Annotated in this window: 15 protein-coding genes; 4 read left to right on the top strand and 11 right to left on the bottom strand. The window is 73.9% G+C overall.

Features of this window, described 5'->3' with window-relative positions:
* Positions 1 to 56 precede the first annotated feature (56 nt).
* Positions 57 to 749, top strand: coding sequence for a uracil-DNA glycosylase (locus DVK44_RS02535; RefSeq protein WP_114658118.1), 693 nt, complete (start codon positions 57 to 59; stop codon positions 747 to 749).
* Positions 750 to 822: 73 nt separating this feature from the next.
* A complete protein-coding gene (locus tag DVK44_RS02530; protein WP_181957388.1) occupies positions 823 to 1,338 on the top strand; it encodes a hypothetical protein in 516 nt (171 codons plus the stop codon).
* Here DVK44_RS02530 and DVK44_RS02525 read toward each other — a convergent pair.
* The 3 genes from DVK44_RS02525 to DVK44_RS02515 form a co-directional block, all read right to left on the bottom strand.
* Complete coding sequence (locus tag DVK44_RS02525) at positions 1,332 to 1,910, bottom strand: hypothetical protein (protein WP_114658116.1); 579 nt, start codon at positions 1,908 to 1,910, stop codon at positions 1,332 to 1,334. The two genes, DVK44_RS02530 and DVK44_RS02525, sit on opposite strands and share 7 nt — an antisense overlap.
* A gap of 159 nt (positions 1,911 to 2,069) precedes the next feature.
* Positions 2,070 to 2,588: a DinB family protein gene (locus tag DVK44_RS02520; RefSeq protein WP_114658115.1), complete on the bottom strand. Its 519-nt coding sequence runs from the start codon at positions 2,586 to 2,588 to the stop codon at positions 2,070 to 2,072.
* Positions 2,589 to 2,629: 41 nt separating this feature from the next.
* Positions 2,630 to 3,343, bottom strand: a complete 714-nt coding sequence (locus tag DVK44_RS02515) for a TetR/AcrR family transcriptional regulator (RefSeq protein WP_114658114.1) — start codon at positions 3,341 to 3,343, stop codon at positions 2,630 to 2,632.
* A 113-nt stretch (positions 3,344 to 3,456) separates the two neighbouring features.
* Here DVK44_RS02515 and DVK44_RS02510 point away from each other — a divergent pair, with 113 nt between their 5' ends.
* Positions 3,457 to 4,692, top strand: a complete 1,236-nt coding sequence (locus DVK44_RS02510; protein WP_114658113.1) for an FAD-dependent monooxygenase — start codon at positions 3,457 to 3,459, stop codon at positions 4,690 to 4,692.
* Positions 4,693 to 4,745: 53 nt separating this feature from the next.
* Positions 4,746 to 5,654, top strand: coding sequence for a Gfo/Idh/MocA family protein (locus DVK44_RS02505; RefSeq protein WP_114658112.1), 909 nt, complete (start codon positions 4,746 to 4,748; stop codon positions 5,652 to 5,654).
* Between the two features lie 83 nt (positions 5,655 to 5,737).
* Here DVK44_RS02505 and lnt read toward each other — a convergent pair whose 3' ends face one another.
* The 8 genes from lnt to DVK44_RS02465 all read right to left on the bottom strand — a co-directional run bounded on the left by lnt (position 5,738) and on the right by DVK44_RS02465 (position 14,482).
* Entirely contained in the window at positions 5,738 to 7,384 is a 1,647-nt protein-coding gene (gene lnt, locus DVK44_RS02500) for an apolipoprotein N-acyltransferase (protein ID WP_114658111.1), read from the bottom strand.
* Between the two features lie 109 nt (positions 7,385 to 7,493).
* Complete coding sequence (locus tag DVK44_RS02495; RefSeq protein ID WP_181957387.1) at positions 7,494 to 7,946, bottom strand: nuclear transport factor 2 family protein; 453 nt, start codon at positions 7,944 to 7,946, stop codon at positions 7,494 to 7,496.
* 85 nt (positions 7,947 to 8,031) lie between these two features.
* Positions 8,032 to 8,895 carry a discoidin domain-containing protein gene (locus DVK44_RS02490; protein ID WP_228446961.1) on the bottom strand — a complete coding sequence of 288 codons (864 nt, stop codon included), beginning with the start codon at positions 8,893 to 8,895 and terminating at the stop codon, positions 8,032 to 8,034.
* 344 nt (positions 8,896 to 9,239) lie between these two features.
* A complete protein-coding gene (locus DVK44_RS02485; RefSeq protein ID WP_114658110.1) occupies positions 9,240 to 9,836 on the bottom strand; it encodes a phage tail protein in 597 nt (198 codons plus the stop codon).
* Between the two features lie 4 nt (positions 9,837 to 9,840).
* The gene (locus DVK44_RS02480; protein WP_114658109.1) at positions 9,841 to 11,793 is read right to left on the bottom strand and encodes a putative baseplate assembly protein; all 1,953 of its coding nucleotides are present in this window, start codon (positions 11,791 to 11,793) and stop codon (positions 9,841 to 9,843) included.
* Positions 11,790 to 12,200 carry a GPW/gp25 family protein gene (locus DVK44_RS02475; protein ID WP_114658108.1) on the bottom strand — a complete coding sequence of 137 codons (411 nt, stop codon included), beginning with the start codon at positions 12,198 to 12,200 and terminating at the stop codon, positions 11,790 to 11,792. Before DVK44_RS02475 ends, DVK44_RS02480 begins: the two co-directional genes overlap by 4 nt.
* A 9-nt stretch (positions 12,201 to 12,209) precedes the next feature.
* A complete protein-coding gene (locus DVK44_RS02470; RefSeq protein ID WP_114658107.1) occupies positions 12,210 to 12,491 on the bottom strand; it encodes a PAAR domain-containing protein in 282 nt (93 codons plus the stop codon).
* A 74-nt stretch (positions 12,492 to 12,565) separates the two neighbouring features.
* Positions 12,566 to 14,482, bottom strand: a complete 1,917-nt coding sequence (locus tag DVK44_RS02465; RefSeq protein ID WP_114658106.1) for a VgrG-related protein — start codon at positions 14,480 to 14,482, stop codon at positions 12,566 to 12,568.
* Position 14,483 lies beyond the last annotated feature (1 nt).

Here is a 14,483-nt window from a genome sequence, read left to right as displayed (position 1 = left end):
GTGCCCGGTAAGTTCGGTGGCAGTTCGCAAGTGATCCCCTACCGGAGGTTGTTGACGTGACCTACACCGACATGCTGCCCGAGTCCTGGCGCGGCGTCCTCGGCGAGGAGCTGGAGAAGCCCTACTTCAAGGAGCTGACCGACTTCGTGGCGGAGGAGCGGGCGAAGGGTCCCGTCTATCCGCCCCGGGACGAGGTCTTCGCGGCGCTCGACGCCACCCCGTACGAGCGGGTGAAGGTGCTGGTCCTCGGCCAGGACCCGTACCACGGAGCGGGCCAGGGGCACGGGCTGTGCTTCTCCGTGCGCCCCGGCGTCAGGACCCCGCCCTCCCTGCGGAACATCTACAAGGAGATGAAGGAGGAGCTGGGCCACCCCGTCCCGGACAACGGCTATCTGATGCCCTGGGCCGAGCAGGGCGTCCTCCTGCTGAACGCGGTGCTGACGGTCCGCGAGGGCGAGGCGAACTCCCACAAGGGCAAGGGCTGGGAGAAGGTGACGGACGCGGTGATCCGCGCGGTGGCCGAGCGGCCCGACCCGGCGGTCTTCGTCCTCTGGGGTGCCTACGCGCAGAAGAAGCTGCCCTTGATCGACGAGGAGCGGCATGTGGTGGTGAAGGGCGCGCATCCCTCGCCGCTCTCCGCGAAGAAGTTCTTCGGCTCGCGTCCGTTCAGCCGGATCAACGAGGCGATCGCGGCGCAGGGACACGAGCCCATCGACTGGCGCATCCCGGATCTCGCCGACCGAGCCTGAGGGGGATTGTCCGCCGCTGCGGTTAGCGTCTTGTTTGTCGGATTTACTGGACGGGCAAGCGGAGGCGGCAGTGATGGAGCGGCAGCAGACGTCGGAGGACGCCGTCATGACCCGGATCGGGCAGGCGGTCATGCTCCTCCACGCCGGTGATCGCGAGGAGGCGCGCAACCGCTTCGGCGCGCTCTGGACGGAGATCGGCGAGACGGGGGACACGCTCCACCGCTGCACACTCGCGCACTACATGGCGGACACCCAGGACGACCCGGGGGACGAACTGGCCTGGGATCTGCGGGCGCTGACCGCGGCCGACGGATATGGACACGGGGAGGGCGGCAGGGGTGGGTACGGGCGGGACACCGACGGCGCGCAGGGGGAAACGTCGGCCGCGTCGGCGGTGCGCGCCTTCTACCCGGCGCTCCATCTCAACCTCGCCGCGGACTATCTGAAGCTCCAGCGGCCCGAGGCGGCACGGCTCCATCTGGACCGGGCGCGGGCGGCGGCGGACGCGCTGGGGGACGGGGGGTACGGACAAGGGGTCTGGGCGGGTATCGACCGGCTGGAGCGGAGCCTGCGGTCGCGCGGTCAATGACCGGAGCCCTGGCCCTGACCGGAGCCGGGGCCGGAGGCTTGGGCGGTGCGGCAGGCCTGCGCCTGGGGGCTGTCCGCCGGCCAGCCTCCCAACGTCTCGCCGAGGCCGCAGAGATCGGCCGCGCCCGGTACGGATCCGGCGCCCGGACCGGCTCCTGATCCGGCGCCGGTCGGCAGTGGCGGGAGCGCCGTGGGCCATCGGGGGGCGGGCCGCTCGCGCGGCGGGTGCCCGGCGGTCCCCGGCGCGCCGGGGACCGGTCGCCCGGCCGATGCCGGGGGAGCCGCGCCGGAGTCGCGCGGGGCGGACGCCGGAGCCCGCGCTCCGGGCGGGGCGCCGGGCGGGGCCGGTGCGGGAGCGACCGCCTCCAGCGCCTCCCTGCCCGGCGCCTGGGCGATCGGTGGCGTTACCTCACCGGCGGCCGTGGGGGCGGATCCCGGGCCGGGGCCCTCGCTGGATGTCTCCGTCCAGGGCGTGGGCCCCGCTGTGGACAGCGGCTCGACGGCCACACAACCGGAGACGGCCGTGACCGCCATCCCGACCAGGACCATCGCCGCGCTTCTTGTTCTGTGCACCTGGGCAACTCTGCTGGTCGCGGCGGCCGTAGGGGAGGGGAAAGGCGCGGATTTGGCCCGGATGGGTGATACCGGCCACCACCCCGCTGACCGCGCGACCCCGCTGCCGACCGCACCGACCCGCACGGCAACGGGCGCGGCGGGCGGCTGCCTCTGCCGCTATTCGCCCGTCACGCCGTCGAGGCGCTCGCGGATCAGATCGGCGTGGCCGTTGTGCCGGGCGTACTCCTCGATCATGTGGAGGTAGATCCAGCGCAGGCTGTACGGATGGCCCGTGGCCCGGTCGCGCCGGCCGGCGCCCGGGTCGTCCAGCGAGTGTCCCGAGGCGAGTGCGCGGGCGCGGGCGATCTCCGCCCGCCAGGTGGTGTGCGCCTCGTCCCAGGTGTCGCCCTCGCCGGGGTGGAAGTCGCCGTCCCTGTCGTCGTCCGTGTAATAGATCGGGCCGGCCTCCTCGGCGGCCAGGGTTCTGCGGAACCAGGCGCGCTCCACCTCGGCCATGTGCCGGACGAGGCCGATCAGGGTCAGCCCGGAGGGCGGCACGGACGCTTCCCTGAGCTGTTTCTCCGTCAGCCCCGCGCACTTCAGGGCGAGGGTCTCGCGGTGGTACTCCAGCCAGCTCTCCAGCATCTCGCGTTCGCCCGCGACGGTGGAGGGATCGATGCGCTCAGGTGTGTTCATGGCCGCCATCCTCACGTGCGCGAGGCCGCCCCGGCCAGGGATTATCCGCCCGCGCCGCGCTCCTCGGCGCCGCGCTCCGCCGCGCCGTCGCCGAGCATGCCGCGCAGCAGCTCGGTGAAGCCCCGGCGCAGATCGTCCAGCGACGGTACGGCGCTGTGGTACGAGCCCGCCGCGCAGGAGAACAGCAGCCCGTCGCACCAGGCCACCAGCGAGTGCGCGTGCCGCTCGGGCTCGGTGGAACCGGCCGCCCGCATCATCGCGACCAGCGGGTCGCGGAACTGGCGGCCCGTCGCGTCGTAGAACGCCCGCAGCTCCGGACGCCGGGTGGCCTCCAGCGCCAGTTCGTACCGGGCGACGAGCAGCTCGGGGTGGGCGGTCAGATAGCGGTGCAGCGCGAGCGCCAGGGCGTCGGCCGGCGCCGTGCGGCCGTCGCCGGTGAGGGCCGTCCCCACCGGGGTGAGCACCCGCGCCTCGCGCTCCGCCTGTCGCCGTACCGCCGCTTCGAGCAGCGCCTGCCGGGTGCGCGCGTGGTTGGACGTCGAGCCCTGCGGCAGCCCGGCCCGTTCGTCCACCGCGCGATGGGTCAGCCCGCGCATACCGCGCTCGGTGAGCAGGGTGAGGGCGGTGTCGGCGATCAGCTCGGCCCGGGAGACGCCCGAGGGGCGCGCGGAGGGCGACGCGGGAGCGGTGGACGCCGGAGTGGTGGACGCGGAAGCGGTGGACGCGGGAGCGGTGCTGGTGGTGCGAGGTGCCATGGCCCCAATCTATCCCGTCCACTACGGCTGTAGTACGGTGGAGACAGGTCACTACACCTGTAGTTTCCGCGCGAGTTTGCGTGTCGTGTCGTGTGTTGTGAGAGGGAGAAGTCATGCAACAGTCCCGCGCCGTCGTCATCGGTGGCGGCATCGGCGGACTCACCGCCGCCGTGGCCCTGCACCAGCGCGGCTGGGCCGTCACCGTCCTCGAACGCGCCTCCTCCACCGCCCCCGTCGGCGCCGGCCTCGGCCTCGCCCCCAACTCCCAGCGCGCCCTCGACACCCTCGGCCTCGGCGACCGTGTCCGCGCCCTCGCCGCCTGGCAGGGCGACGGCGGGCTCCGTACCCCCCGGGGCCGCTGGCTCAACCGGCTGAGCGGCGAGGCCGCCGCCGCCCGCTTCGGCGGACCGCTCGTCCTGGTCCACCGCGCCACCCTCGTCGACCTCCTCACCGCCGCCCTCCCGGCGGGAGCGGTCCGTACCGGCGCCGCCGCCCGGATCGAGGACCCGGGCGGCGCCGTGGGCACGGCCGGGGCGCCCGCCCGTACCGCCGTGGTCCGTACGGACGACGGCGAGCTGGCCGCCGATCTCGTCGTGGCCGGTGACGGCATCCACTCCGCCGCGCGCGCCCAGCTCTTCCCCGGCCACCCCGGCCCCCGCTACGCCGGCTACACCACCTGGCGCGTGATCGTCCCCGCCGGACCGGACTTCGCGCCGCACGAGACCTGGGGCCGGGGCCGGCTCTGGGGCACCCAGCCGCTCAAGGACGGCCGCGTCTACGCGTACGCCGCCGCCGCGGCCCCCGCGGGCGCGCACGCCCCCGACAGTGAACAGGCCGAGCTGCGGCGGCTCTTCGGGGACTGGCACGACCCCGTACCCCGCGTCATCGAGGCGGCGGAGGCCGGCCAGGTCCTGCGCCATGACGTGTACGAGATGAACGAGCCGCTGCCCGCCTTCCACCGCGGCAGGACCGCCCTCCTCGGTGACGCGGCACACGCCATGCAGCCCACCCTCGCCCAGGGCGGCAACCAGTCCATCGAGGACGCCGTCGTCCTCGCCCACCACGCCGGCAGCGGTACGGACCCCTTCGACCCGGCGGTCCTCGCCGCGTACTCCGCCGACCGGCTGCCCCGCACCACCATGGTCGTCCGCCGGGCGGCGAGCGCCGGACGGCTCGCGTCCTTCTCCGCCCCCGCGGCCGTCGCCGTACGCGACAACCTGATGGCCGCCGCCTCCCGGTTCGGCCCCGGACTCGTCCTGCGCACGATGGAGGGGATCGCCGACTGGCGCCCGCCCGGCCACCCGTATGCTTCCCGGACACCGGGACGGACATCTGGCCGGACATCATGACGGACACGGTGATCGCGGACCGAACAGACTCATGACAGGTCAGGGAGGCACACGTGAAGGTCGGCTGCATCGGTCTCGGTGACATCGCGCGCAAGGCATATCTGCCGGTGCTCGCCACACGGCCCGAGATCGAACTGCACCTCCAGACCCGCACCCCCGCCACCCTCACCCGGATCGCGGAGACCTACCGCATCCCCGCCGAGCGCTGCCACACCGACCTCGAATCACTGCTCTTCGAGGAGCTGGACGCCGCGTTCGTCCACGCGCCGACCGCCGCGCACGTCGACATCGTCTGCCAGCTCATCGCGGCAGGCGTGCCGACGTACGTCGACAAGCCGATCTCCTACGAGTACGCCGACTCCGAGCGCGTCGTCCGCCTCGCCGACGAGGGCCGTGTCAGCCTCGCCGTCGGCTTCAACCGCCGCCACGCGCCCGGCTACGCCCAGTGCCTGGAGCATCCGCGCGATCTGATCCTCATGCAGAAGAACCGGGTCGGCCTGCCCGAGGACCCGCGCACCCTCGTGCTGGACGACTTCATCCATGTCGTCGACACCCTGCGCTTCCTGCTTCCGGGCCCCGTCGAGCACACCGACGTACGGGCCCGGATCCGGGACGGCCTGCTGCACCACATCGTCCTGCAACTCTCCGGCGACGGCTTCACCGCCATCGGCACGATGAACCGGATGAGCGGATCGGCCGAGGAGATCCTCGAAGTCTCCGGCCAGGACACCAAACGCGCCGTCCACAACCTCGCCACGATCATCGACCACAAGGGCCAGCCCAGCGTCCGGCGGCGCGGCGACTGGGTCTCCGTGTCCCGCCAGCGCGGCGTCGAGCAGTGCGTCCTGGCCTTCCTCGACGCCGTACGGGCCGGCAAGCACCTCAGCGCGCGCGACGCCCTGCGGACGCACGAACTGTGCGAGCGGGTGGTACGAGCGGCCCAGGACCAGGCCGCTGTCTGAGAGCCTGTCGGGTGACCTCTGACCGGGCGGCCACGCCCTGACACGCACGCTTCCCGCGTTGCCGAAATGCCCTAGTAGCTCCGCTACGAGGACTTTCCGGCGCCTTGGAATCGCACGCGCCAGACCGCGTCCGCTATCCGATCGAAGGTCACCCGACAGGCTCTGAGCGCCCGCCGGCCCTCCACCGCGCCGAGCACCGCCAGCACGGCCAGCGCGCCGTACACCGCCCAGTCGCCGAACCGTACGTACGCGGTCGTCCCGCCGCCCGGCGGGACGTCGAACACCGCCGCGGCCGAACGGTCCGTACCGATCGCCCCGCCCACCCGCTCCCCGTCCGGGCCGAACACCGCGCTGACCCCGGTCAGTGTCGCGTGCACCATCGGCCGGCCGGTCTCCGCCGCCCGCAGCGCCGCCAGCGAGGCATGCTGCTCCGGCGCCCAACTCCCCTGGAACGACGACGTCGAGGACTGCCCCACCAGCACCTGGGCCCCCTCCCGCACCAGCCGTCTGCTCATATCGGGGAACGCCGTCTCGAAACAGATCAGCGGCCCCACCCGGGGCCCGCCCCGGCCCTCGCCCGGCAGTACCATCACCACCTGCCCGGTGCCCCGCACCCGGTCCTCGCCCGCCGCCCGGCCCACCGACGTCACCCAGCCGAGCGCCGACCGCGCCGGTACGTACTCACCGAACGGCACCAGCCGCATTTTGTCGTACGTATCGCCCGTCGGCCCGGCCGGACCCACCAGCGCCGCACGCTTGAAGACCCCCGTACGGCCCGCCGCGTCCGTACTGCGCGCGTCCACATTGACCAGCAGCGGGGCACCGACCCGCCGGGACAGCACCGCCAGCCGCGCCGCCAGATCCGGCCGCGTGGCCAGATCGGCGCCCACACTGCTCTCGCCCCACACCACCAGAGCGAGATCCTGACCGGCCAGCGTGCGCGTCAGCGCCTCACCCCGGGCGAACCGGCGCTCGACGGAATCGGCACCGTCGACCACCCCGGGCGCCACCACCCCCGGCTGTACGACCGCGATCCGGACCGGGGCGGACGCCGACGCGCTGCCCGATCCCGCCGTGCCCGATCCCGTACTCGACGGCTCCGGAAGACCCGACGGGCGCGGAAGCCACACCTCCACCGAACCCACCACCACCGCGCACAGCACCAGTGCCCCAGCCCCCACCCTCCTCGCCCCGGCCACCGCGATCGCCACCACCAGCGCCGTGTTCACCGCGACCACCAGCAGACTCACCAGCCACACCCCGCCCACCGAAGCGAGCCGCAGCGCCGGGGACACCTCCCACTGGCCGGCGCCGAGCAGCCCCCAGGGCCCGCCGAGCCCCTCCCAGGACCTGGCCAGCTCGACCATCAGCCACCCCGACGGCACCACCGCCACCGCCGCACCGGCCCGCCTGACCGACGGCGTACCGCCCAGCGCGTACCGCACCAGCACTCCCCAGGGCGCCCAGAGCAGCCCGAGCAGCGCGGCCAGCACCACGAGGAAGACATGCAGACTCGGCAGCAGCCAGTGGTGCACGGCGGCCATGAAGCCCAGCCCGCCCAGCCAGCCCTCCAGCGCGGCCCGGCGGGCGGTCGGCGCGGACCGTACGAGCAGCATCCAGGGCACCAGCGCCGCGTACGCCGACCACCAGAGGGACGGCGCGGGAAAGGCGAGCGCGGGCAGGGCGCCCGCCCCGGCCGCCGCCGCGCCCCGCCACCACCGGATCCGCATACGGGAGCCTCCTCGTCCTGGCCGTCGGGCGGTCCAGCACTCCCTTCCCCCTCGCGCGGACGCCGAAGCGAAGCCGCCCCGGGCGGCCCCGGGCGGCCCCACCGGCGGGTCAGCCGTGGTGGCGTGCGGCGTGCCGCCACTTCTCCCGGGCGGCCACCGTCCGCAGCAGCCACCCCCCGTCCCCGCGCACCAGGCCGAACGTGAACCCGCCGCCGCACATCAGGTCCTCGCCCGACTCATGGCGCAGCGGGCTCAGATACTCGGCCCGCACCTCGGCCCGGTCCCCCGGATAGCCGCCGAGGTCCTCGATCCGCAGCCGTCGGTTGACGATCAGGTGCTGCCGGACGCGGTACGGGCGCAGGATGCCGGCCAGCCAGTCACCCACCTCGGCGGCCGGCCCCTCGATCCCGCCCGCCGCGGTGTAGTCGGCACGGCCGTCCGGTGTGAACAGGGCCCGGTACGCGGGCCAGTCGGCGTCGTCCACGGCCACCGCGTATCCGGTGACCACCTCGTCGATGGCCAGCCGGTCCATCACGGTCGCGAGATCCACACGCTGTGTCATCGGTTCAGTCTCCGGCAGCGGGCGCCCCGGGCCAAGAGCCACGCACGGCCGACGGCGACGGACTCCCGAAAGATGACACGCACGGTCAATTCCGGCCGAAGAACTCGATCTCGGCGATGGCGGGCCGCCGCCCGGGACCCGCGCCGTAGACCTCGGCTATCGCGAGCCGCACCCGGACGACGTCCGAGCCCCGTACCTCGAAGGTCTGCTGGCCAGGACGGTCCTTGAGCGCGATCCGCTTCTCGGCGGAGCCGCCGTCCTCGGAGCGCAGCGTCACGGTCAGCGCGGCCGGCCGGGACTGCGCGAGGAACTCGTCCTCCTTCGCGGACCGCCCGGAGAACACCACCAGCCGCGTCACCCGCACCGGCCGCTCGAAGTCGACCTCCAGGAACTCACCGATCCCGGGCCCCGCCTCCTTCGGCACCCAGAAGCGGTTGGTGTACGTGTCGATCGCGGTGGCCGGCGGATGGTCCGGCAGAGAACTGGACGCGCGGATACCGCTGGGACGCAGCTCGTCGGGCGTGCCGGTGCTGTCGCGGGTGAAGTCCCACGCCTCCGGCAGATACGGGCGCCCGAACCAGAGCGCGCCCGCCAGCACCGCGAGCGCGATCGGCACGGCCAGCCGCGGCCTGCGCCACAGCCGCCCCTTGGGGCGGGTACCGGCGACCGGCAGCACCCGGCCGCCCCGCCGCCGGCGCAGGATCCGCCGCCACCACGGGAGCGGTACGTCCGGCGGCGGGCCGGGATCCAGCAGCAGCCCGCAGCGCCGGCAGAGCGTACGCTCCGGCGCGTTCTCCGTACGGCAGTTGGGGCAGCGGACGGACGGCCCGCCTGCGGCCGGGGGGAGGACGGCCGCCGGATCCGGCGGCCCGGCGTCGGGCTCCTCGGCCGGGCCGGGCACGGGGACGTCCAACCGGTCGCCGGGGCGGCGGGGGCCGGTGGGGCCCACAGGTCCTGTGGGGCCTATGGGATTGGTCGGCGCGGGAGGCGCGGGCGGCGTGGGGGGTACGGGCGGTTGCGTGGGCCGTGCCGGGGGCGGGACCGGGTCCGTACCGGACCTCGATCCGGCGTCAGGTGCCGGCGCCGGCAACGGTGGTTCGGGAGCGGTACTTACGCCGGGGCCCGCTCCGGTGACCGTGCCCGTGGGGGCCGGTGCGCCGCCCGTATCCGTACCTGTGCCCGTACCCCTCCCTGCGCCGCTGCCCGCGTCCGGGTCGGTCCAGTCCAGGAACGCCGAGCAGGACGCGCAGAACGTCGCGCCCGGCGTGTTGCGGTGGCCGCACTCCGGGCAGTTCACGGTGTCCCTCCGGACGCGCCGGGTGCGCCGGACGCGCCGGGTGTGCCGTCCGTCGTGCTCGGCAGGATCTCCAGGGCGTACCCGATGTGCGCCGGGATCTCGCCCTCGATCAGCTCCTCCACCCCGACCCGGTCCACCCCGTCCGGGTCGGCGACCCGCAACCGTACGACCACCCGGGCCCGTTCGTCGCCCGGCAGGTCGGTGTACGGGGTCGGGGACCATGCCGAGCCGCCGCTCTCCTCGATCTCCGGTACGACCCCCGTCAGCCGGGCGACCGCGTCCGACAGACCGCCGCGCGTGCCCCGGCGGCTGTGCCGCGCGACCGCCTCGGTGACCGCCGTCCGGCGCCGGTCGACCGGTTCGTCCGGGCGCGGCTCCGCCGCCACCCACTGGGCCACCCAGTCGAGGAAGTCCTCCGGCGCGCTGCGCGGGTCCAGATGGGCCGGCAGATTGTCGAGGGTCAGCTGCACCGGGGCCAGTACATCGTCCAGCGCCGACAGGAAGCGCCGTACGAAATCCTGCTCCAGATAGAGCGCGGGCAGCAGTTCGACCAGCGGATGCGGCGAGGCCAGCCCGGGTACGGTCGCGCGCATGGGCTCACGCCTCCCGGATCCGCAGCTGGTGTTCGAAACTGAAGGCCAGCGCGTGCCGGTCGAGCGTGATCCGGGTGGTCGGCTCGCCGCGCCGGCCCGTCATCGGATCCGCCGGGTACAGCCGTACGTCCTCCACCAGATCCACGTCCGCGACCCGCTGGAGCACCGCGAACGCCTCGCCCGACTGGATGGGCCGCCCGAACGGCCAGCCCTGCCCGTCCGGGCCGCCCGTCAGCGGGTTGAAGTAGCCGTACAGCGCGGTCAGCGCCTCCTCGCGCAGCCGCTCGGGCACCGCGCCCCGGCGCGCCTGCACCTGGGCCACGACCGTCACCCCCTGGTAGAACGGCGGCTCCACCACCAGCCGCGCGCCGATCGGCCGGCGCTCCTCCAGATGGGCCCGGATCTGCTCCATCGTGTCCGGCGGCGGGGTCAGCTCCTCGAAGCCGATCCGGCCCTGTTCGTCACCGCTCCCGGACGGTACGACCAGCAGCCGTACCCCGCCCGCGTCCGCGTCCCGGCCCGCCGGTACGCAGTGGACGCGCGCCGCGTCCGGGGCGACCTCACGGGCCAGCAGCTCGTAGTCGTGCGGCACGACCGCCCGGTGCAGGGTCCGCAGCGTCATCGGCCCGCGCACCCGGGCGCTCTCGACCGTCTCGCCGTCCACACCGCCGAGCGCCGCCCGCCGGTTCTCCACCCGCGCCACGAACGGCAGCGAACCGCGCAGCACGCGCAGCGCGCCCCGGGCCACGTTGCCGCGCCGGCCGCCGCCGGTGCGGTAGCTCCGTACCCGTACGGGACTTCCCTTGCGGGGGACCGCGCCGTAGTACCGCAGTCCGCCGTCCCGCTCCCGGACGGCCGGACCGAAGTCCACCCGGCCGGAGTTGGGGTCGAGCGTGATGTGCCGGTCGTCCGGTCCCGAGTGCGCGAAGTCGTCGACCCGGGTCCAGTCCGCCCAGCCGGACCGCGCCTCGACATCCGCCACCTCGACCACGAAGTCCCCCGGCACCACCGGTGGCCGCGCGAGCAGGAAGCTCTGCCCCGGCACGCCCTCCGCCGCGCCGAGGATCTCCTCCCGTACCGTCTCCGCGTGCGCCGCCTCGACCGTGCCGCCGATCGTGAAGGCGGTGATACGGCGTACGGTCGGCGACGCGACATAGCGCGGCTGACCGGGCTCCGCCGCCAGCAGCCGGCAGCGCAGCCAGCCGGCCGAGCGCCGTACGACCTGGGACGCGGTGTGTGTCCGGGGCAGATGCAGGATCAGCTCGCCCGACTTGTTGAAGCCGCCCGTGTCGTCCTTCTCGATCTCGCAGGCCCGCCACTCCGTGCCGTCGAACGCCTCCCAGAGCAGCGGCGGGCGCCGCGGGTCGACGCCCACGCCCTCGATCCGGCAGTCGAGCCGCAGCACGACCACGCCCGCCGGTACGGCCCGGGACAGCCCGACGTAGAGGGCGTCGCCGGGGGTGGGCGTGGCGCCGAAGCAGGGCACGTCCCGGCCGAGGGCCAGTTCCTCCGACCGGTCGGTCGCGTCGCCCGCGGCGGACCGGGTCGCGAGGCGCTCGTACGCGCAGGGCAGGAGCGTCAGCTCCCGGCTCGTGGTGAACACCACCGCCTCCTCGGTCTCGGTACGGACCGTGGCGACCTCGGTGCCCGCCCGCACCCGTACCGGCTCGGGCCGGGGCGCGGAGAGCCGGAAGGTGACCTCGGTACGGGCCGCCGTCGGCGGATACAGCCGTACCCCGATGAGGTCGAGAAAGGTCAGATAGTTCTTCTCCGGCACCCGGTTCAGCCGGTAGACCAGCTGGTCGACCATGGTGGCGAACGCCTCGATCAGCGTCACCCCCGGGTCCGAGACATTGTGGTCCGTCCACTCCGGGCAGCGCTGCTGGACCAGGCGCTTGGCCTCGTCGACCAGGCCCTGGAAGCGGCGGTCGTCCAGATCGGGGCTGGGAAGCGTCACGCGCCGTCCTCCTCGTGCTGCGGGATCACATAGAACGGGAATACGAGATTCCGGGGGTCGTTGGAGCCGCGCACCGAGTAGCCGATGTCGATGTACAGCACGCCGTTGTCCGCCTCGTCGAACCGGACGGTCACCTCGGCCACCTCGATCCGGGGCTCCCAGCGCTCCAGCGCGAGCCGTACCTCGTAGGCGAGCTGCCCGGCCGTCCCCGCGTCGGCCGGGGCGAACACGTAGTCGTTGACGGCGCAGCCGAACTCCGGCCGCATCGGCCGCTCGCCGGGCGAGGTCGCGAGGATCAGCCGGATCGACTCCTCCAGCGCGCGCTCCCCGCCGACGAGGGCGATGGAGCCGGTGGCGTCCGTATGCGGCGGAAAGGCCCAGCCCGCGCCGATGAACTGCTCTCCCATCCGGCTCCCTCACCCCCCGATCCGTACGCTCGCGCAGCCGGACACGACGGCCGATCCGCAGCCCGCCCGGTCGCCGACACGGGCCGCGCGGGCGCCCCCGATCAGTACGGTCGCGCTGCCTGGGCCGATGACCGTTGACGGCGGGTGCGTGGCCGGGGGCGGGGCGGCGCAGTGGTGCGGGGTGCCGACCGTGGCGGCCGGTCTGCCGCCGATGAGCACCGAGGTCACCCCGGGCGGGGCGACCGTGCCGGGGTGGCCGGTGGGGTCGCCGACGCGTGCGGCTGCCGACATCGCTCCGTACTCCTTTCGAGGGTTCTGCGTGGTGGTGCCGTGCGCTGGTGGTGCCGTGCTGGTGGTGCCGTGCGCTAGTTGATCTTGACCAGGGGCGCGTTGATGGAGCAGGTGGTGCCGCCCTTGATCTCGGTGCGCGAGGTGCCGTTGACCGCGACCTGACTGCCCTGGACATCCAGCGCACCGCCCGTGGCCAGCCGCAGCCGGCCCGTCCCGCCGTCCACCTGGACCCCGGTGCGGGCCGTCAACTTCACCGAATCGCCGCTGAGTTCGAGCACACCCTGTCCCGCGTCCAGCGTCACGCCGCGCCCCGCCGTGATCGACACCTGCTGCCCGGCCTCGATCTCCACGCTGCCGTCGCTGTGGATGACCACGGTGGTGCCCCGGCGGTCCAGATCGATCTTCAGCTTCCCGTCGCCGGTCACCAGCCGTACGCCCTGCGGGCCGTTCGCCGCGTCCAGCAGCTCCAGCTGATTGCCGCTCCTGGACGCGAAGGCGCGGCGGTTGACGGCTCCGGTGGTCGGATCGACCAGCTCACCGCCTCCGGGGGCGCTCCCGGAGGCTCCCGTATCCACCGGGCCGCCGCCCTGGGAGGGCTTGTCCTGGCCGTTGTAGAGACCGGCCAGGACATACGGCCGGTCCAGATGCCCCTGCTCGAAACCGACCAGCACCTCGTCGCCCACCTCGGGGATGAACGCGTCGCCGCCGCCCGTACCCCCGGACTGCGCCGTACGCGCCCAGTCGCTCGCGTACTCGTCCGACAGCCAGGGGAAACGTACCTTCACCCGGCCGAGCCCCTCCGGGTCCTGGGTGTCCGTCACCGTCCCGTTGACCAGCCCGGCGCAGCTCCCGCCGGCCGACGACCCCGTACCGCCGGACCCTCCCCCGCCCCCGCCCGTCAGCCCGAACAGGGAGCGTTCCTGCTGGCCGGAGACCGTGATCCATGTCTCGTAGCCGCGCACCGCGTCGAACACGTGCCGCGACGACGTGACCGTATAGCGGCCCTCGAAGGGCGCGCCGACGGCGTTGAGCGCGACCGCGCTGCCCGCCCGTACCTCAGGGTTTCCCCTGATCACGGCCTCCAGCTCGGCGAAGGACCCCGAGATCCGCTCCGCCACCGCCTTCGCCGCCCGGTCCACCTCGGCCTGGGTGCCGTACGACGCGTCCGTGACCACGAAGCTCGCCTCCCCGAACGGCGCCGACACCTCGGCCGAGGTCACCCCCAGGTCCAGCGTCGTCGACTGCCCGGCCGGCGCCCGGCCCACCAGCGGCTGCTTGGCCGCCATGTCCCAGCCCCGTACCTCGACCTCCGACACCTGCTCGGCGGCGGACACCCCCGCACGGCAGCGGATCAGATTGCTCCCCATCTCCAGCACCAGCGGATTCTGCTCGGCCCGCGCCGAACCGTCGGGCGCGCCGCCCGCGTCGGTGGGCCGGGTGATGTGGAGCTGTCCGTCGCGTACGTACGCCTGCGCGCCCGCGTCCTCGGCCAGCCCGCGCACGAACTCCCAGTCGGTGATGTTCGGTTGGGCGACATGGGCGAGTACGGGACCGGCCACGTCGACCGTGCCGGGCCGCAGCCCGGCCCGCTGCGCGACCTGGGCGCAGATGTCGGAGAGCGTCATGTTCTGGTAGCCGGCGATCCGGCGGCCCCGGAACAGCCGGTGCGACTCGTCGAGGCCCCGGACGACCGTGAAGGTGCCGGTGTCGTCGATCTCCACCTCCAGCGCGGTGACCACCCCGGTCAGCAGCGGCGTGGGCGACGGGCCGCCGCCACCGGCCCGCGCGAGCAGCCGGACCTCGGCGCCGATCTTCAGGCCGGTCCGCTCCAGCAGCACGCGGGCGGGGTCGCGGAAGCGGAGCACGAAGAGATCGGGGAGGGTGCGGCTGTCGTCCACATAGCCTTCGACCAGGGTGTTGGCGAGGGCGGGCGGCAGCGGGCTGCCGCCGAACTCGACGACCAGCGACTTCGCGACGCTCTGCTGGGGCATG

The sequence above is a fragment of the Streptomyces paludis genome, assembly GCF_003344965.1.
GTDB classification, from domain to species: domain Bacteria; phylum Actinomycetota; class Actinomycetes; order Streptomycetales; family Streptomycetaceae; genus Streptomyces; species Streptomyces paludis.
Note: the sequence above shows the minus strand (reverse complement) of the source record. Positions and strands in the feature narration are given on the sequence as shown.